Source organism: Streptomyces sp. NPDC031100 (assembly GCF_055570785.1).
On record NZ_JBVIGN010000005.1, the window covers coordinates 42874 to 60429 of the forward strand.

Here is a 17556-nt window from a genome sequence, read left to right on the forward strand (position 1 = left end):
ATCGTGGAGGTTTGTCAGGAGTGCGACGGCGCGTGGAACGGCAGCCCGGCGTCGGCCACCAGGTCCAGGTCGTCGGTGTCCTCGGCGGGCAGCAGGCTGGCCGTGCCGTCGGTGACCGGGACGACGCCCAGCTCCAGCAGCTCGGCCATGGCGGCGCTGCCGGCCATGTCGCGCACCTGGAGCTGGTAGCGGGCCGTGGTGCGGTAGGTGCCGCCGTGGTCGTCCCCGGTGCGCTGCAGGAACCCCGAGTCGGTGAGGAAGGCCACGGCCTTTGCCACCATGCCCGTGGTGGACGCGGCCGGCCGGCGCGCGTCCTTGGTGGCGCCGGTCGCGCTGCGTCTGGCCCAGATCCGCCAGGCGGCCTCGAGGCCGGGCGCGTCGGTCGCCGGGTCGGTGTTCTCGCCCTGCTCCTCGGCGCGCTCCTCCAGGCGGCGGCAGGCCTGCCGTACGAACGCGTCGACGCCGTTGACGGTGACCCGGCCGATGTAGGAGTCGTCGGCGAGGTCCTCCGGGCGCGGAAACGCCAGCGCGGCGACGGCGAGATGGGCCAGCCCGTGCAGAAACCGGTCCGAGGAGTCGGCGGCGGTGCGACGCGCGTAGTCGCCCATGCGAACGGCGAACACCGAGTCCTCGGCGGCCGTCACGGCCATGCCCGCGCGCGGGGACACCTCCAGCACGACGAGCCCGAGACCCGCGGCGACGGCGTCGGCGAGCCGCGCGAACGCGGGGTCGTCACGGTAGCGCCGCAGCAGCTCGGTGTACTCCTGGTCGCGCGCCGGCTGCAGCTTGGGCTGCAGCCCGAAGGCGACGAGCCGCGCCGCGTCGGCGGCGTCGGCGGGGGTGACGGCGGCGGATGCCGACGGGGCCGGGGCCTCGCTGTCACTCCACTCGACGTGCTCGCTCACGACTGCAACTCCTCGGTCTGGAAAACAGGGCTGGGGGCAAGCGCCCCGGAAGGGGCGTGGGGCTGCATCCATGTGCGGCTCCGCCGCGGGGTGCGACCAGCCACAACGGACCCGCACCCGGCAGACGACGTCATGCCGCCTCCGTCCGGTCCGCCGCCATTCCCGCCGCATCCAGCAACGCGGTCCCGACGATCAGATCGGCCCCGCCGAACTCGGGATCATCCAGCTCGGTCCCGTCGTCCACGGCGAACAAGAGCTTCTCCTCGCCCTGGCGGTAGGCCGTGCCCACAGCAGGACTGGCCGCGTGCACCGCCAACAGAGCAACCAGATATGCCAGATCGGGGTCCCCGGTCCGCCGGGCCTCCGCCAGCAGCCCGGACAACCTGCGCGGCGCATCGGCAGGCAGGTCCAGCAGCTCCGTCGCAGCGGCCAGCTGCTCCTCGCTGAAGCGACTGTCGTCCGGCGTCGCGATCAGGTCGGGCTCGGGCATCTCCGCACCCAGGTGCTCCCGCTCCACCGGCGGCGTCAGCAGTATGTCGACGAGGTCGGCCACGCGCACCGACACCGGCGTGCGCAGTCCGGTGCCGTTGGCGAAGAACGCGTCCGTCACCCGTATCGCCTGCTCCACGGGCAGCGGCAGCAGCGGCGCGACCAGGTGGCCGTACAGGTCTGTCCCGGAGGTCGTGGTGGGCGTGGCGAAGGCCTGCCGGTCCTGTTCGGCGCGGAAGAGGGGGCCCGCCTCCAGCAGGCGGGACTGGAGCTGGGTGTGCCGCCGGATGCAGTCCTTGACGATGTCCACCAGCTCGGCGGCGCGCCGCTTGTGTTCGGGGTCCTCGGTCTCGTCGCGGGCCTTGCGGATGTTGGTGAGGATCGCGTTCTCGTGGCGGTACCGGTCGGCCACGTGGTCCAGCGCCTCGGCGATCATGTCGGGCACGGTGTCGAGCCAGTCCACCGCGCGGACGTTGCGCCGGGTGGCGTCCAGGGCGCGGCGCAGGGTCTCCGAGTACTGCACCGTGCGGTACCGGGCCTGCTCGGCGGCGAGCTGGGCGTCGGCGAGGCGGCCGCGGCTGATCAGCACCTCCAGCTTGACCTCGGCCGCGATCTGCGCGCTCGTGACGTCGGTGTCCAGGGCCCCGACCAGGACGTTGACCGCTTCGTCCGTCGTGCGCAGGTAGACCGTGCCGCCCGGGCCGGGGACCTCCTCGATGAGCTTGAAGTCGTAGTCACGGCGGACGTAGGTGCCGTCCGGCGCGAACGTGCCGTACACCGCGCGGAAGCCGCGGTCCACGCTGCCGACGTTGATCAGGTTCTCCAGGACCCAGCGGGCCACGCGCTCGTGTTCGAAGACGGGCCGGTGCGGGGTCTGGGCGGCGATGCGCGGGACGAGCCGGGCCACGACATGCTCGTGGTCGGCGCCCGTGTCGAAGTCCATGTTCAGCGTGACCAGGTCGATGGCGGCCAGGGCCACCTCGGCCATGCCGTACACCGAGTACTCGCCGGCCAGGTTGGCCTTGCGCGCGTCCAGGTCGTGCAGCGGCGCCGTGCAGGCGAGCGCGCGCAGCCGACGCGCCAGCCCCTCGTCGGCGGCCGGGCCCGGTGCCGGGCGCGGCCCCGCGCTGAGCTGGGGCGGAACGCTGTCCGTCGATCCAGGCGAAGTCACGGTGCACAGACTAGGTCCTCGGTCTGACAACGACCCAAACGACGCAGAAGCGACGGCCGTCACAGACGCTCAAGAGGCGCCGGTGCCGTCCTCGCCGACCCGCCGCCGGTACACCTCGACGACCCGCTCCAGCGAGTCGGCGAGGTAGGTCTCCAGCAGCTGCTCCGCCTCGCGGCGGTCCCCGGCCTGCAGGGCCTGGAGGATCCGACGATTGCGGGCGAGGTACGGCTCGTGCAGCCGACGCGGGTCGTCCACGACGTGGAAGGCGAGCCGCAGTTCGGCGAAGACGCTGCGCATCAGCTCGTCGGTGCGTTCGCTGCCGGCCAGCGCGACCAGCTCGCGGTGGAAGTGGATGTTGGCCGTGCCCAGCGCTTTCCAGTCATTCTCGTGGGTGGCCAGCTGTCCCTCGGTGACGGCGGCGGCCAGCCCGTCGAGCCCGTACGGCGGCTCGCCGAGGCCCCGGACGACCGCGCACTCGACCAGGGCCCGGGTGCGATAGATGTCCTCGACGTCCTCCACGGTCAGGACCCGGACGAAGACACCGCGGTTGAGTTCGTGGACGAGCAGGCGCTCGTGCGTGAGCAGCCGGAACGCCTCGCGCAGGGTGTTGCGGGAGACCCCGAGCGCGCCGCCGATGGCGTCCTCGGACAGCCGGGTGCCTGGCGGGAAATAGCCCTCGGCGATACGGCTCCGGAGGATGTCGGAGACCCGTTCGGCGGTGCTGGTGCGCCCCAGCAGGGCGCGGTCGTCGGCCAGTCCCGTCAGCTGCTCTGCCATGCCCGGAATTCAATCGCAGACTCCGGAACGAAACAACGTGGGTATTGAAGGATCGTTGAACGATCCTCTACGGTGCTCGGCACGGCACGACTCCCCCACGGCACTGCTCAGTTCCCGCACCCTCCGTCCCCTGTCTGCGAGGTGCCCATGAGCACGACCCCTCCGCCCCGGTCCGTGACTTCGGACCTACCACCGGCACACGGTGAACGCGCCGCCGAGGACGGCGCGTTCGGCTGGCTGCACGCCCTCGGCCCGCGTGGCCGGCGCGCATTCGCCGGCGCTTTCGGTGGATATGCCCTGGATTCCTACGACTACTTCACGCTGCCGCTCAGCATGGTGGCGCTCGCGGCGTCCTTCGGCCTGGACAGTGGCCAGACCGGCCTGTTCACCACCGTCACGCTGGTGGTCTCCGCGATCGGCGGTGCCGCGGCCGGTGTGATCGCGGACCGCGTGGGCCGGGTCCGGGCTCTGATGATCACCGTGATCACGTACGCCGTCTTCACCGTGGCCTGCGGTTTCGCACCCGACTACGAGACCCTGCTGGTCTTCCGCGCCCTCCAGGGCCTCGGCTTCGGCGGCGAGTGGGCGGTCGGGGCGATCCTGGTCGCCGAATACGCGAGCGCGAAGCACCGGGGCCGTACGCTCGGCGCGATCCAGAGTTCCTGGGCGGTCGGCTGGGCGCTGGCCGCGATCGTCTACACGCTGGTCTTCTCCTTCGCGGGCGACGGCCTGGCCTGGCGGATCATGTTCTGGACCGGGGCGCTGCCCGCGCTGCTGGTGGTGTGGCTGCGCCGCCGGGTTCACGACGCGCCCGGGGCGACGGCGGCCCGCGAACAGAGCCCGCAGCGCGGCTCGTTCACGGCGATCTTCCGGCCGGGTACGGGCGGCGAGCCCGGCCTGCTGCGCACGACGGTCTTCGCGGGCCTGCTCTCCACGGGCGTGCAGGGCGGTTACTACACGCTGGCGACCTGGGTGCCGACGTACCTGAAGACCGAGCGCGGACTGTCCGTCGTCGGCACCGGCGGCTATCTGACCTTCCTGATCTCGGGCGCCTTCCTCGGCTATCTGACCGGCGGCTATCTCACCGACCGGCTCGGCCGACGCCGCAACATCTGGCTGTTCGCCGTGCTCTCGGCTGGGTGCATCCTTGCGTACGCGAACATCCCGCACGGCGCCAACACCCTGCTGCTGGTGCTCGGTTTCCCGCTCGGCTTCTGCATGTCGGCGATCTTCAGCGGCTTCGGCTCGTACCTGAGCGAGCTGTACCCGACGGCGGTGCGCGGCACCGGGCAGGGCTTCACGTACAACGCGGGCCGCGCGGTCGGTGCGGTGTTCCCGACCCTGGTGGGCTTCCTGGCCGACAGCTGGGGCGTGGGCGGTGCGCTGGTCTTCGGTGCGATCGGCTACGCCCTCGCGGCACTGGCGCTGCTCGGGCTGCCGGAGACGCGCGGGAAGGAGCTGGCGTGATGCGGGTGAACCGTACCGAGGACCGGCCCGTGACCCTCGTCGACGAGCACGCGCACGCGTGGCGCCCGGATGCCGCACGGGCCCGCTTCCGGGAGGGCCTGGCGGGCCACACGGCGGGTGTCGCGGCGGGCCACACACAGGCCAACCTGATCGCGGTGCCGGCCGACTGGGCGTACGACATGCTGCTGTTCTGCCAGCGCAATCCGAAGCCCTGTCCGGTGCTGGACGTCACGGACGCGGGTTCCGTCACCACCGTCCTCGCGGAGGGCGCCGACCTGCGCACCGACCTGCCGCGCTACCGGGTCTGGCAGGACGGCGAGCTGGTCGAGGAACCGACGGACGTGCGCGCGCACTGGCGGGACGACCTGGTGTCGTTCCTGCTCGGGTGCAGCTTCACCTTCGAGTGGGCGCTGGCCGGGGCGGGCGTCCCGATCCGGCACGTCGAGCAGGGCCGCAACGTGCCGATGTACGTGACCGGCAGGCAGTGCCGCCCGGCGGGCCGGCTGCGCGGCCCGATGGTGGTGTCCATGCGTCCGGTGCCGCCGGACCACCTGCGCGCCGCGATCCGGGAGAGCAGCCTGCTGCCCGCCGTGCACGGCGGCCCTGTGCACTGCGGCGATCCCTCGGCCCTCGGCATCGAGGACCTCGGCCGGCCCGACTTCGGGGATCCGGTGGACGCCGATGCCGACGACATCCCGGTGTTCTGGGCGTGCGGGGTGACGCCGCAGGCGGCGGTGATGGCTTCCCGGCCGCCGTTCGCCCTCACCCACGCACCGGGCCAGATGTTCCTGACCGACGCCCGCGACGAGCAGTACCGCGTGGTCGGCGTCGACTGACACCGGCGAACACCGACACCGGTGAACAGCACACACGACACGAGGACCGGAGACACGCAGGACCATGACCGCGATCGATCTGAACGCCGACCTCGGCGAGGGCTTCGGCCGCTGGCGGCTGACCGACGACGAGCAGCTGCTGTCGGTCGTCACCAGCGCCAACGTGGCCTGCGGGTTCCACGCCGGGGACGCGGCCACCATGCGCCGGGTGTGCGAACTGGCCGCCGAGCGCGGGGTGACGATCGGCGCGCAGGTCTCCTACCGGGACCTCGCCGGTTTCGGGCGGCGCGCGATGGACGTGCCGCCCGCCGAGCTGGCGGCCGAAGTGGCCTACCAGATCGGTGCCCTGGAGGTGTTCGCCAAGGCGGCGGGCGCGCGCGTGGCGTACGTGAAGCCGCACGGCGCGCTCTACAACCGGGTCGTGCACGACGAGGAGCAGGCCGCGGCGGTGGTCGACGGGGTGCTCCTGGCCGACGGTTCGCTGCCGGTGCTGGGCCTGCCCGGCTCGCGGGTGCTGGCGCTGGCCGCGAAGGCGGGCCTGCCGGCCGTCACGGAGGCGTTCGCCGACCGTGCCTACAGCGACGAGGGCACGCTGGTGCCGCGCGACCGGGAGGGTGCCGTGGTGACCGATCCGGACGCCGTCGTGGAGCGCTCGGTGAGTCTCGCGCGTTCGGGAGCCGTCGTCGCGCACTCCGGCGCGCACATCCAGGTGCGCGCCCGCTCGCTGTGTCTGCACGGCGACACGCCCGGCGCGGTGGAGCTGGCCCGCCGGGTGCGCGAGCGGCTGGTGACGGCGGGCGTACGGGTGGAGGCCTTCGCATGAGGGCACTTCCCGTCGGCGACGACGCCCTGTTGGTGGAGGTCGCCTCGGGCGCCGAGGCGCAGGCCCTGCACGCGGAGCTGCTGCGCCGCCGCGCGGAGGGTTCGCTGGCCGTCCGCGAGATCGTCCCTGCAGCCCGGACGGTCCTGCTCGACGGCCTGGCCGACCCGGTCCGTTGGGCTTCCGAACTGACCTCCTCCGCAGTACCTCCCGCTCCTCCGCGCGCGCGTGAGCTGGTCGAGCTGCCCGTGCGCTACGACGGCCCGGACCTCGCCGAGGTCGCCGCCCACTGGAAGGTGTCCGAGCGTGAGGCGGCCCGGATCCACTCGGGCACCGAATTCACCGTGGCGTTCTGCGGGTTCGCGCCCGGCTTCGGCTACCTCACCGGGCTGCCCGCCCGCTACGACGTCCCGCGCCGGGCCACCCCGCGCACGGCGGTACCGGCAGGCGCCGTGGCCTTGGCTGGGCCGTACACCGGCGTGTACCCGCGCTCCTCGCCGGGCGGCTGGCAGCTGATCGGTACGACGGAGGCGGTGCTGTGGGACCACGCGCGCGTACCGGCTGCGTTGCTCTCACCGGGCACGCGCGTGCGCTTCATGCCGGTGAGGGATTCATGACAACCCACACGAGCGTGCGCCTCGTACGCCTCGAACGAAGAGAGCTCGAACGTCTCGTGCACCTCCGTCTCGTGCACCTCGTACGCCTCGTGCAAAGAGTGGACACATGACCGACCGCGCGCTCGTCGTCGTACGCGCCGGGGCGCTGACCACCGTGCAGGACCGTGGGCGGCCCGGGTACGCGCATCTCGGCGTGCCCCGCTCCGGGGCGCTCGACCCGCGCGCGGCGGCCCTGGTCAACCGGCTGGCCGGCAATCCGCCGGACGCGGCCGTCCTGGAGACCACCCTCAACGGCTGTGCCCTGCGCCCCCGCTCGACGGTGACCGCGGTGGTCGGGGGCGCGCCCTGCCCGGTCACGGTGGGCGGCCGCCCGGCGGCCTGGGGCGCCCCGGTCGTCGTACCCGCCGGCGCACTGCTGGATGTGGGGGCGGCCGTGGCCGGCGTACGCACCTATGTGGCCGTGTCGGGCGGCATCGCCGTGGAGCCGGTCCTCGGCAGCCGCGCCACGGACCTGCTGTCCGGCCTCGGCCCGCCGCCGCTCGCGGACGGCATGGTGCTGCCGCTCGGCACCCCGGCCGGCCCTCCCGCGCGCGTGGACGGCGTTCCGCAGCCGGGTCCGCCGGCCGAACTCGTGCTCCGGGTGACGCCGGGCCCGCGCGAGGACTGGTTCACGGCGCGCGCGGTCCGGGATCTCACCACGCGCGCGTACCGGGTGTCCTCGGCGAGCAACCGGATCGGCCTGCGCACGGAGGGGCCCGCCCTGGAGCGGGCCCGGATCGGCGAACTTCCCAGCGAGGGCATGGTGCTCGGCGCGGTGCAGGTCCCGCCGGACGGCCGGCCGGTGGTCTTCCTGGCCGACCACCCGACCACCGGGGGCTACCCGGTGATCGCCGTGGTCGGCTCCGCCGACCTTCCTGCCGCCGCGCAGGCGGGGCCGGGCACCACGGTCAGGTTCGTGGCCGTACGGCGCCGCTGAGCCTCGGCGTCGTCAGGGGTGGCCTGCGACCGCTCCGCCACGGGCAGGGCGGCCAAAGCCGGGGCGTCCGGCGACCGCTCCGCCACCGGCAAGGCCGCCAAAACCGAGGCGTCCGGCGACCGCTCCGCCACCGGCAAGGCCGCCAAAACCGAGGCGTCCGGCGACCGCTCCGCCACCGGCAAGGCCGCCAAAACCGGGGCCTCCGGCGACCTCTCCGCCACCGGCAAGGCAGCCAAAGCCGGAGTGTCCTGCGACCGCTCCGCCACCGGCAAGGCGGCCAGTGCCGCGGACACCGCGGCCGTGGCGCGCACGTCGAGGCGGGCGCTGGTGCCCCGCGCGCGGTGCCGCATCTCGTCGGCGGCCAGGCTCAGCAGTTGCGGCAGCAGGTCCTTGCACCGCCGGACCACCCAGGCGGTGCCCGCGGTGGCCAGCCACAACAGGCTCGCCGACCGAGTCGGGGCGGGGAACTCGGGTTCGGGGGACGGCGCCGTACCCAAGCCCATGCCCGCCTGCGCGAGCAGGGCGTGGAAACGGACGGCCAGCTGCCGGTGACCGCGCTCGCCCGGGTGCAGCCGGTCCGCGCTCCACAGCGCGCGGTCGGTGAGCCACTCGCCCTCCGAGGCGTGCAGGTGGACGGCCCCGTACCGGTCGGACAGCGCGTGGACGACCGCGTTGACCGCCCGCTGCCGGCGGGCCAACGGGCGGGCCAGGGCGGCCGGGAGCCGCAGCATCGCGCCGGGGTCGGGCAGACAGGCGGTGAGCAGGGTCGCCCCCTGGCTGGTGAAGGCCGCGTACACCTGGTCGAGCCGGGCGGCGACCGCGTGGATGTCGAAGGTGGCGCGCAGGGTGTCGTTGACACCGATGACCACGGCCACCAGGTCGGGGGCGAGCGCGAGACCGGCCGGAGTCTGCCGCTCCAGTACGTCCCGCGTCTGGGCCCCGCTCACCGCGAGGTTGGTGAACTCCACGCCCCCGGTGTCCCCGGCGAGGCCGCCGGCCAGCAGCGCCGCCCAGCCCCTCCAGACGTCCCCTGCGCGGTCGCCCACGCCTTCGGTCAGCGAGTCCCCGAGCGCCACGAAGCGGACCGTTCTCATGCCACGCCCTCCCGGGCGGCGGGCCGCGCCGGGGCGTCCGCACGCCTCAGCACGGGCGCGTCGTGCGCCGCCAGGAACGCCTCCACCGACGTTCCCCACCCGAAGCACTCGGCACGCGCGCGTGCGGCCTCCCGGCGCTCGGGCTCGGAGCGTGACAGGAGCCGCTCCACGGCGTCCGCGAAGGCGTCGGCGCGGTCGGCCGCGGCCGCCCCCGCGGACCCGATCACCTCGGGCAGCGCCGACGAAGCGCTCGCCACCACGGGCGTCCCGCACGCCAGGGCTTCCAGCGCGGCCAGACCGAAGGTCTCGGCGGGCCCGGGTGCCAGGCAGACGTCGGCGGACGCCTGGAGCGCACCGAGCACGGCCCGGTCGGAGACGTACCCCAGGAAGGTGACCGGCAGCCCGCGCTCCCGCGCACGCTGTTCCAGTCGCGCCCGCAGCGGGCCGTCCCCGGCCACCACGAGCACCGCCCGCCGACCGCGCCGCAGCAGCGCCTCCAGGGCGTCCAGAGCCGTGCCGGGCCGCTTCTCCACGGACAGCCGGGAGCACATCACGAGCAGCGCCTCGTCCGCGCGCGCGTGAACGGCGCGCAGCCCCGGGTCGCGCAGTGCGGGGTGGCGCGCCATCAGGTCGACGCCGAGGGGGGCGCGTACGACGTTGCGCGCGCCGATGCGTACGAACTCGCGCTCGGCGAACTCCGTCGTGCACACGACCCGCGAGTAGACGTGCGCGGTACGGGTGTTGAGGCTGTCGGCGGTCCGGCGGGCGAGGTTCTCGGACATGCCCCAGGTGCGCAGCACGCCGTCGGCGGTCTCGTGGGAGACCATCACGGCGGGCACGCGCGCGCGGCGGGCCCAGCGGCCGGTCCACCGCAGGGTGGTGCGGTCGGAGACCTCCAGGCGGTGCGGGGCGAGGTCCTCCAGGAGGGCGGCCACGCGTCGCTTGTCGGTCAGGACGCGGTAGCCGCCGGTGCCGGGCAGGACCGGTCCGGGCAGGGTGATGACCCGGCCCTGCTCCGTGTCGCGGTCGCTGTACCGCTCGCCCGGGACGATCAGCACCGGCTCGTGGCCCGCTGCCCGGAAGCCCTTGCCCAGTTCGTGCAGGGCCGTGCGCAGGCCGCCGGAGGCCGGGGTGACGAAGTTGGCGAGCCGGACGATGCGCAGGGATGCGCCGGTCATGCCGCCACCGCCGTCCTCCGTGCGGCGAGCACGTCCTCGTAGTGCGCGATCAGCCGGTCGCCGACGGCGGCCCAGGTGCGCCCCTCGACCATGGCCCGCCCGGCGGCGCCGTACTCCGCCAGCTGGTTCGGATCGGCGATCAGGGTGCGTACGGCCTCCGTCACGGCGTTCTCGTCGCGCGGCGGTACGAGCAGTCCCGTGCGGCCGTGGGCGACCAGGTCGAGCGGGCCGCCGGCGGCGGGCGCGATCACCGGCACCCCGCTGGCCATGGCCTCCTGGACGGTCTGGCAGAACGTCTCGAAGGGGCCGGTGTGCACGAACAGGTCCAGCGAGGCGAAGATCCGGCCGAGTTCGTCGCCGGTGCGGCGGCCGAGGAAGACCGCGCCGGGCAGGGCCTCGGCGAGGTGGGGCTGGCTGGGGCCGTCGCCGACCACCACCACCCGCACGCCCTCCAGGCCGCAGACTCCGGCGAGGAGTTCGACCTGCTTCTCGGGGGCGAGCCGGCCGACGTAGCCGACGATCAGCTCGCCGTTCGGGGCCAGTTCGCGGCGCATCGCCTCGTCACGGTGCTCCGGCCGAAAACGTACGGTGTCCACGCCGCGCGGCCACAGCCGTACCCGCGGTACGCCGTGCGCCTCCAGGTCGTGCATGGCGGCGCTGGACGGGGCCAGGGTGCGGTCGGCGGCGGAGTGCACGGAGCGGATCCGGCGCCAGGCGGCGGCCTCGCCGGCGCCCATGTAGGTACGGGCGTATCCGGCCAGATCGGTCTGGTAGACGGCGACGGCGGGGATGCCGAGCCGGGCTGCGGCCGCCATGCCGCGGACACCGAGAACGAAGGGACTTGCCAGGTGAACGACGTCGGCGCGGTGCTCGGTGAGCGCCGCGGCGAGGCGCCGGCTGGGGAGCGCGACGCGCACCTGGGGGTAGCCGGGGAGCGGGAGGGAGGGGATACGGACAACGGGGCACGGCGCCTCGAGGGCGTCGGCCTTGGTGCCGGGCGCGGTGGCCGGCGCGACGACGAGCGGGTGGTGACCGCGATCCACGAGGTGCCGGGCGGTCTGGAGCGCGCAGTGGGCTACGCCGTTCACATCGGGGGGAAAGGATTCGGTCACTATGACGACACGCATACGGGTGTTGTCGCCGCGCAGGACGTGGCCTCGTCAACGTCGATCTTTCCGGCCGGGGAACGTCCCATGAGCGTTGGGCTGCACACCCGAGCAGGTCAGTCGGCCGCCATGCCCGCCTGACCTGTGAGTCACCCGATGTTCACCCGACGGGCGGTCTTCCGCCCGTCGGGTGTGCGTACGACGGTGCCCGGTGGGGTCAGATGGCCTGGGTGTCCGGTCCGAACCGGCTGCGGACCGCGGTCTGCACCTCGGCCTCCTCGGCCGGATCGGCGGCGAGGCGGCGGAGCCTTTCGACGACCCGGGCGTCACCGGTCTCGGCGTGCCGGGCGGCGAGTTCGCGGGTGGTCTCCTCGCAGTCCCACAGGCATTCGACGGCGAAGCCGGTGGCGAAGGAGGGGTCGGTGGCGGCCAGGGCGCGGGCGGCGCGGCCGCGCAGGTGGGAGGAGGCCGTCTCCCGGTAGATGTGGCGCAGGACGGGGGCCGCGCAGGCGATGCCGAGGCGTCCGGTGCCGTCGACCAGGGTCCACAGGGTCGGCGCGTCGGGGCCTTCGCCGCGTACGGCCTCGCGCAGGGCGCCGAGGACGAGTTCGCGGTCCTGGGCTCCGCCCCGGCAAGCCAGCATGCGTCCGGCGGCGGCGCCGAGGACGTCGGGGCGCTGGGCCCAGCCGCGCGCGCGGTCGACGGCGGCGATGCTGCGCATCCGTTCGAAGGCGTCGACGGCGGCCTCCACGACGAGTGCCGGTCCGTCGGCGACGGCGGCCTCGATCAGATCGAGGGCGTCGGGGTCGTTGCTGTCGGCGAGGTAGCGCAGTGCCGTGCAGCGGGCGCCCTCGAAGCCGTTCCGTGCGGCCTGGAGGATCTCCGGCCGGTCCTCGGGTCCGGCCACGGCGACCAGGCAGCGGGCGGCCGGCACATGGAGGGCGGCGCCGCGCTCGACGCCCTGCTGGGCCCACTCGAAGACGGCTCGCACGCTCCACCCGGGGCGGGGCCCGGTGGGCCGCATCTGGCGCTGCCAGCGGTCGAAACAGCCGGTCTCCTGGGCGGCACGCACGCGCGTGGCGATCGATTCGCGCGGATCCTCGGCCCACAGCCGCCAGGGCCTCGGCTCGAAGGCGTCGCGCACGGCGGCGGCCAGCTCGGCCTCGCCCTCGGGGTCGGTGGCGAAGCGGGCCAGGACGGGGGCGGCGAGGGCGCGCAGGCCCGCGTCGTCGTCCCTGAGGGCCAGCTCGTCCAGGGCCCAGGCCCAGTTGGAACCGTGGGCGGCGTACCTGCGCAGCAGTGCGAGCGCGTCGCGCCTGCCGTAGGAGGCGAGGTGCCCGAGAACGGCCAGGGCGAGGCCGGTGCGGGACTCGTCGGAGTCGAGGACGTCCTCGGCGTCGAAGAGGTGCGCCTCGATGGCGTCCAGCTCGCCGTTCAGGTCGAGGTAGAGCCGGGCGTAGTAGAGCGAGCGGTTCTCCACCTGCCAGTCGTGGCGGGGGTCGCGGAGCACGCAGTGGTTCAGGGCCGCGAGCGCTTCCGCGCGCGGGGCGGTGAGCGCGTGCAGCGTGCCGTCGCCGCGGCCCCGCTGGAGCAGGCCGAGCAGCGTACCGCTGGGCGCTATGACCGGATCGAACATGGGAAACAGCCTCACATCAAGCGTCGACGCAACCGGGAAACACGCACTACCTGGCCGCGTGACACAACGTCGGAGCGCCCGCCGTCTCTTGCTTGCTGTAGACCATTTCTCTCTGCCTCTCGTCGGTGGCCCATGCGGACCGCATCACGGTCCGCGCGGTGCGGCAACATCTGCCCAGCCATCGCGTCCGTGAATCACGTCGTCATGATGACCCGCGGTGTCTGCTGCCGCGACCGTATTTCCGGCGGCCCTGTACCGCCTCCCCCGTTGTCTGTGTCGTTCCTGGTCAGGACGTATGCATCAGTGTGCGCCGAACATTTCCAGGAGTTCCGTCTTGCCGAACATGCGTGCCGTGTCCACGGCCGAGGGAGTGCCCGCGGCGGGATCGGCGCCGCCCTCGATGAGGGCCTTGATCACTTCCGTCTCACCCTTGAAGACGGCTCCCGCGATCGGGGTCTGGCCTCGGTCGTTGATCCGGTCCGCGTCCGCGCCACGGGCGAGCAGAGCGCGTACCGCGTCGGCGTGACCGTGGTAGGCGGCGAGCATCACGAGCGAGTCGCCGCGGTCGTTGGTGAGGTTGGCCGGAACGCCCGCGTCGACGTACGCCACGAGCTCCTCGGTCCGCCCCTGCCGGGCCAGATCGAAGATCTTGGTCGCCAGCTCCACGACCTCGGGGTCGGGGGCTTCACTCATCGGCCGGACCGCCTCTCATTACAACCGTTCAGGTGAATCGCAAGGGTACTGGCTCGCGCCTCACATGACCCGTTGTGCCCGAGGTAAAGATCACTGCAGACCTCGCCCGGTGCAAGTGCCCTGTTCAACCGGCCTATGAACGCTCCGCCGGCTGGGGGAAACAGCCTGAATTTCACCCAGTTGCACCTTTTATCGTATAGACACATCCTGTGATCCTGGAAGTACTCATGGTGACTGTCCCCTCTCGACACCAGGAGGCCTCAAATGATCCTCTCCCTGTCAGGCGTGCTCCTGCTCGGCATCATCGTCTTTCTCTTCTTCCGCAAGGACGGACTCAAGGGCACGCACGCCGCCGTCTCGGCCCTGTTCGGCTTCTACCTGTCGAGCACGGCCATCGCCCCCTCCATCAAGGCCGGCGGCGAGAGCCTGGCGAGCCTCCTCGGCGGCATCAAGTTCTGACGCCCCACCACCCGCCCGTACGCACCATCAGGAGACAGCAGTGGCCCGGCGCCCTCTCCCCCGCATTCTGAGCAAGGACAGCGCACAGATCGCCCGGATGCAGATCGCCCGGAGCCGGGAGCTGGCCCGCACGGCGGCCGACAGCGCCACCGACGTCCTCCACCCGCTGATCACCATCTCGCGCGGGCTGCGCCGACTGGCCTCGGCCGGGCGGCGCAAGTGGGCCGAGACCCCCAAGGACAAGCGCGGGCCGCTGCTGTTCCTGGCGGCCTCCGTGGTCCTGGTCGTGTCACTGATGCCCTACGGGCCACTGCTCGCCGCCATCGGCCTGATGGCGGCGGCGGCCTGGCAGGGCCGCGACCGCACCCCACCGGCACCCGAGGGGCCGGACGAGTCGCAGACCGAGCGGCTCCGGTCCTTCTACGAGGCGCTCGTGCCGTACTTCTCCACCGCCGAGGACCCGGCGCCGCTGTACGCGCACGGCGGGGAGTGGGAGAAGGCGTTCGAGACCCACGAGTTCGACGACGGCGGGCGCGTCGGTCACCTCGTGATCCGCTACCCCGCCTACTTCCCGGACGGCGAACCCGCGGCCCGCGCGCGGATCGAGCAGTTGCTCACCACGAAGGCCGGGCGGGGCCGCGAGTACCACTTCGTGTGGGACGAGGAGGGCAACCGGTTGACGGTGACCGCTCTCGCCCCGCTGCCCACCGACATCGCCGCCCAGCGCTTCGTCACCACGCCGGGCGAGACGGTGCTCGGCTTCACCGACCCGAGCGAGGTCCAGCGCACGCTTCCCCTCTCCTACGGAGAGGAACAGCACGACGTTCCGCCGGTCGTCTGGCGCACCGGCATCCGCTCGACCGAGCCGCACCTGCTGGCCATGGGGCACCCCGGCAGCGGCACGTCGACCCTGCTGCGCTCGATCGCCCTGCAGGCGCTCCAGTACGGCGACGTACTGATCGTCGACGGCGGCGGCACCGGCGAGTACGCGTGCCTGATCGGGCGGGACGGTGTGCTGGCCGTGGAGTGCGCGGCGGCCGGGGCGCTGGCCAGTCTGGAGTGGGCCGCGCAGGAGACCGAGCGGCGGCTGATCGCCGTCAACCGGGCACGGCAGGCGGGCGACCCGCCGCCCGAGGACGCCCGGCGCCCGCTGTGGATCCTGCTGGACCGGCCGACCGTCTTCACCCACCTTTGCGCCGCGGACGGCCGCAGGGACCCGCAGGTGATGCTCCAGATGCCACTGCGGCACGGACGCGCGGCGAACGTGACCGTGGTCGTGGCCGAGCAGTTCGAGAGCGCGGAGGCGTTGAACGACGCGGTACGGCTGCACACGCGCGCGCGGGTCGTGCTGGGGGCTGCGGCGCCAGAGCAGGTGGAGGCGGTGCTGGGGGCGCGGCCGCACACGACGCCGCTGGTGCACGTGCCGCCGGGGCGGGGGTATGCGCGGCTGGGGTCGGGGGCGGTGCATCGGCTTCAGGTGCCGTCCACTCCGGACCCTTACGACGATGCGACCAGCGATGCCGATCGGCAGGCGGTGCTGGGGCTGCTGCCGCCGCGGACGACTCCCGTGGAGGCCACGCCGACCGGGGCGGAACCGCCGGCTGCCGAGGCTCTGGCTGCCGAGACTTCATAGGCGGCGCGGCACTGTCGCCGGGCGGGGGTGGGGTCGCTCGCCCGCGTCGGCGGGGTGCCTCCCCTTGAAGGCGCACGGGGAACCGCGCGACCAGCCCCCACGCACCCGCAGCCGAACACGCAGCGAAGCGACCCCGCGCCTACGCCACAAACGTGCGAGGCGCCTCCGTACCCCCCGTCGCCCCCGTCTCCACCAGGCGGGCCGCCGCGGCCAGGCGTGATGCCGCCTCGTCCGCCACTGCTCCGCCGACCGTGAACGGGAGGCGGACGTAGCCCTCGAAGGCGCCGTCGACGCCGAACCGGGGGCCCGAGGGGACCCGGACTCCGACCCGCTCCCCCGCCTCGGCCAGCCTCGATCCCGAGAGGCCGCCCGCGCGGACCCAGAGGGTCAGGCCGCCCCGGGGGATCTCGAACTCCCAGCCGGGCAGCTCGCGGCGTACCGCGGCCACCAGGGCGTCCCGGTTCTCACGTGCCTGGGCCCGCCGCAGCTCGACGGCCTGTTCCCAGCCGCCCGTGCTGAACAGCCAGTTCACGGCCAGCTGTTCCAGCACAGGCGTGCCGAGGTCGGCATACGCGCGCGCGGAGACCAGGCTGCGGATCACGTCCGGGGCGGCGCGCACCCAGCCGATCCGCATGCCGGCCCAGAACGCCTTGCTGGCCGAGCCGACCGTGATGACGGTCGAGCCGGCCGGGTCGAAGCTGCACACCGGACGCGGCATCCCGCCGTGCTCGAACTCCTCGTCGAGCCACAGCTCGGTCATCGTCTCGTCGGCCACGAGGACGGTCCCGGCCGAGCGGGCCGCGTCCACCAGCCGGCGCCGCTGGTCCTCGTCGGCGAGCGCGCCGGTCGGATTGTGGAAGTCGGCGACGACATAGGCGAGCCGGGGCGCCGCCTCGCGCAGGACCTGGCGCCAGCGGTCCATGTCCCAGCCGGTCAGCCCCTGGGCCATGGCGACCGGCACGAGGCGTGCGCCCGCCTCCCGCATCAGCTGGAGGATGTTGGCGTAGGACGGCGACTCGACGGCGATGCGCTCGCCGCGGCCCGCGAAGAGGTGGCAGATCGCGTCGATGGCGCCCATCGCCCCGGTCGTCACCATGATCTGCTCGGGCATGGTGGAGATCCCGCGCGCGGTGTAGCGCTCCGCGATCATCGAGCGCAGGGCCGGCAGCCCGGCCGGGTAGTCGCCGTGCGTGTGGGCGTACGGCGGCAGCTCCTCCAGCGCTCCCTGCACGGCACGGGTGAGCCACGGCTCCGGGGCCGGCAGCGAGGCGCAGCCCAGGTCGATCAGCGAGCCGAGGGCCTCCGGGGGCAGGGGCTCCAGGCCGCGTGCGGGCAGTGGGTTGCCCGCCGGTACGGCGGTCCAGCTGCCGGCACCGCGCCGGGATTCCAGGAATCCCTCGCTGCGCAGTGCCTCGTAGGCGGCCGCCACCGTCGTACGGCTGACGGAGAGGGCCAGGGCCAGTTCGCGTTCGGCGGGGAGCCGGGCGGCCACGGGGACGCGCCCTTCGAGCACCAGGAGCCGGATGCCGTCGGCGAGGGCACGGTAGGCGGGCGGACGGCGCGTGCCGGGGCCGGCCGGGCGGTCCTGCTGGGAGTTGAGCTGCCGGGCGAGCTGCGCGGCCCCGACCGCTGAGGTCCACTGCGCCATGACGATCAGTCCACCTTCCCCGAATTGGCCATGGATGGGAATTCATCCCGA

15 protein-coding genes and 1 pseudogene are annotated in these 17556 nt (G+C 73.5%); 7 read left to right on the plus strand and 9 right to left on the minus strand.

What is annotated here, in order from left to right; translation table 11 throughout:
- Positions 1-14: 14 nt before the first annotated feature.
- The 3 genes from ACZ5DS_RS15935 to ACZ5DS_RS15945 form a co-directional block, all read right to left on the minus strand.
- Positions 15-905 carry a hypothetical protein gene (locus ACZ5DS_RS15935; protein ID WP_468238334.1) on the minus strand — a complete coding sequence of 297 codons (891 nt, stop codon included), beginning with the start codon at positions 903-905 and terminating at the stop codon, positions 15-17.
- 130 nt (positions 906-1035) lie between these two features.
- Positions 1036-2565, minus strand: coding sequence for a hypothetical protein (locus ACZ5DS_RS15940; RefSeq protein ID WP_468238336.1), 1530 nt, complete (start codon positions 2563-2565; stop codon positions 1036-1038).
- A gap of 69 nt (positions 2566-2634) precedes the next feature.
- Complete coding sequence (locus tag ACZ5DS_RS15945; RefSeq protein ID WP_468238339.1) at positions 2635-3342, minus strand: GntR family transcriptional regulator; 708 nt, start codon at positions 3340-3342, stop codon at positions 2635-2637.
- 147 nt (positions 3343-3489) lie between these two features.
- Between ACZ5DS_RS15945 and ACZ5DS_RS15950 the strand changes: the two genes are divergently transcribed.
- From ACZ5DS_RS15950 to ACZ5DS_RS15970, 5 genes are all read left to right on the plus strand, one after another.
- Entirely contained in the window at positions 3490-4809 is a 1320-nt protein-coding gene (locus tag ACZ5DS_RS15950; RefSeq protein ID WP_468238341.1) for an MFS transporter, read from the plus strand.
- Positions 4809-5645: a putative hydro-lyase gene (locus tag ACZ5DS_RS15955; protein WP_468238344.1), complete on the plus strand. Its 837-nt coding sequence runs from the start codon at positions 4809-4811 to the stop codon at positions 5643-5645. Before ACZ5DS_RS15950 ends, ACZ5DS_RS15955 begins: the two co-directional genes overlap by 1 nt.
- Positions 5646-5709: 64 nt before the next feature.
- Positions 5710-6468, plus strand: coding sequence for a LamB/YcsF family protein (locus ACZ5DS_RS15960; protein WP_468238346.1), 759 nt, complete (start codon positions 5710-5712; stop codon positions 6466-6468).
- Positions 6465-7082 carry a 5-oxoprolinase subunit B family protein gene (locus ACZ5DS_RS15965; RefSeq protein ID WP_468238348.1) on the plus strand — a complete coding sequence of 206 codons (618 nt, stop codon included), beginning with the start codon at positions 6465-6467 and terminating at the stop codon, positions 7080-7082. Before ACZ5DS_RS15960 ends, ACZ5DS_RS15965 begins: the two co-directional genes overlap by 4 nt.
- Before the next feature lie 106 nt (positions 7083-7188).
- On the plus strand, positions 7189-8058 hold the full coding sequence (locus ACZ5DS_RS15970; RefSeq protein WP_468238350.1) for a 5-oxoprolinase subunit C family protein: 870 nt from the start codon (positions 7189-7191) through the stop codon (positions 8056-8058).
- A gap of 245 nt (positions 8059-8303) precedes the next feature.
- On the opposite strand, the pseudogene ACZ5DS_RS15975 reads toward ACZ5DS_RS15970, so the two are convergent.
- The 5 genes and pseudogenes from ACZ5DS_RS15975 to ACZ5DS_RS15995 all read right to left on the minus strand — a co-directional run.
- Positions 8304-9152 (minus strand): annotated as a pseudogene (locus ACZ5DS_RS15975) (SGNH/GDSL hydrolase family protein); the annotation flags it as partial.
- Positions 9149-10330 (minus strand): glycosyltransferase, encoded by a 1182-nt coding sequence (locus ACZ5DS_RS15980; RefSeq protein WP_468238352.1) that lies wholly within the window; start codon positions 10328-10330, stop codon positions 9149-9151. The gene ACZ5DS_RS15980 and the pseudogene ACZ5DS_RS15975, both read right to left, overlap by 4 nt.
- Positions 10327-11457, minus strand: a complete 1131-nt coding sequence (locus ACZ5DS_RS15985) for a glycosyltransferase family 4 protein (RefSeq protein ID WP_468238354.1) — start codon at positions 11455-11457, stop codon at positions 10327-10329. Before ACZ5DS_RS15985 ends, ACZ5DS_RS15980 begins: the two co-directional genes overlap by 4 nt.
- A 196-nt stretch (positions 11458-11653) precedes the next feature.
- Positions 11654-13072 (minus strand): HEAT repeat domain-containing protein, encoded by a 1419-nt coding sequence (locus ACZ5DS_RS15990; RefSeq protein ID WP_468238357.1) that lies wholly within the window; start codon positions 13070-13072, stop codon positions 11654-11656.
- Between the two features lie 300 nt (positions 13073-13372).
- Complete coding sequence (locus ACZ5DS_RS15995; protein WP_468238359.1) at positions 13373-13765, minus strand: ankyrin repeat domain-containing protein; 393 nt, start codon at positions 13763-13765, stop codon at positions 13373-13375.
- A 264-nt stretch (positions 13766-14029) separates the two neighbouring features.
- Here ACZ5DS_RS15995 and ACZ5DS_RS16000 point away from each other — a divergent pair, with 264 nt between their 5' ends.
- Positions 14030-14224, plus strand: a complete 195-nt coding sequence (locus tag ACZ5DS_RS16000; protein ID WP_468238361.1) for a hypothetical protein — start codon at positions 14030-14032, stop codon at positions 14222-14224.
- Between the two features lie 40 nt (positions 14225-14264).
- On the plus strand, positions 14265-15857 hold the full coding sequence (locus tag ACZ5DS_RS16005) for an ATP-binding cassette domain-containing protein (protein WP_468238363.1): 1593 nt from the start codon (positions 14265-14267) through the stop codon (positions 15855-15857).
- Between the two features lie 139 nt (positions 15858-15996).
- On the opposite strand, the gene ACZ5DS_RS16010 is transcribed toward ACZ5DS_RS16005, so the two are convergent.
- On the minus strand, positions 15997-17505 hold the full coding sequence (locus tag ACZ5DS_RS16010; protein ID WP_468238365.1) for an SCO1417 family PLP biosynthesis transcription factor: 1509 nt from the start codon (positions 17503-17505) through the stop codon (positions 15997-15999).
- Positions 17506-17556: the final 51 nt, after the last annotated feature.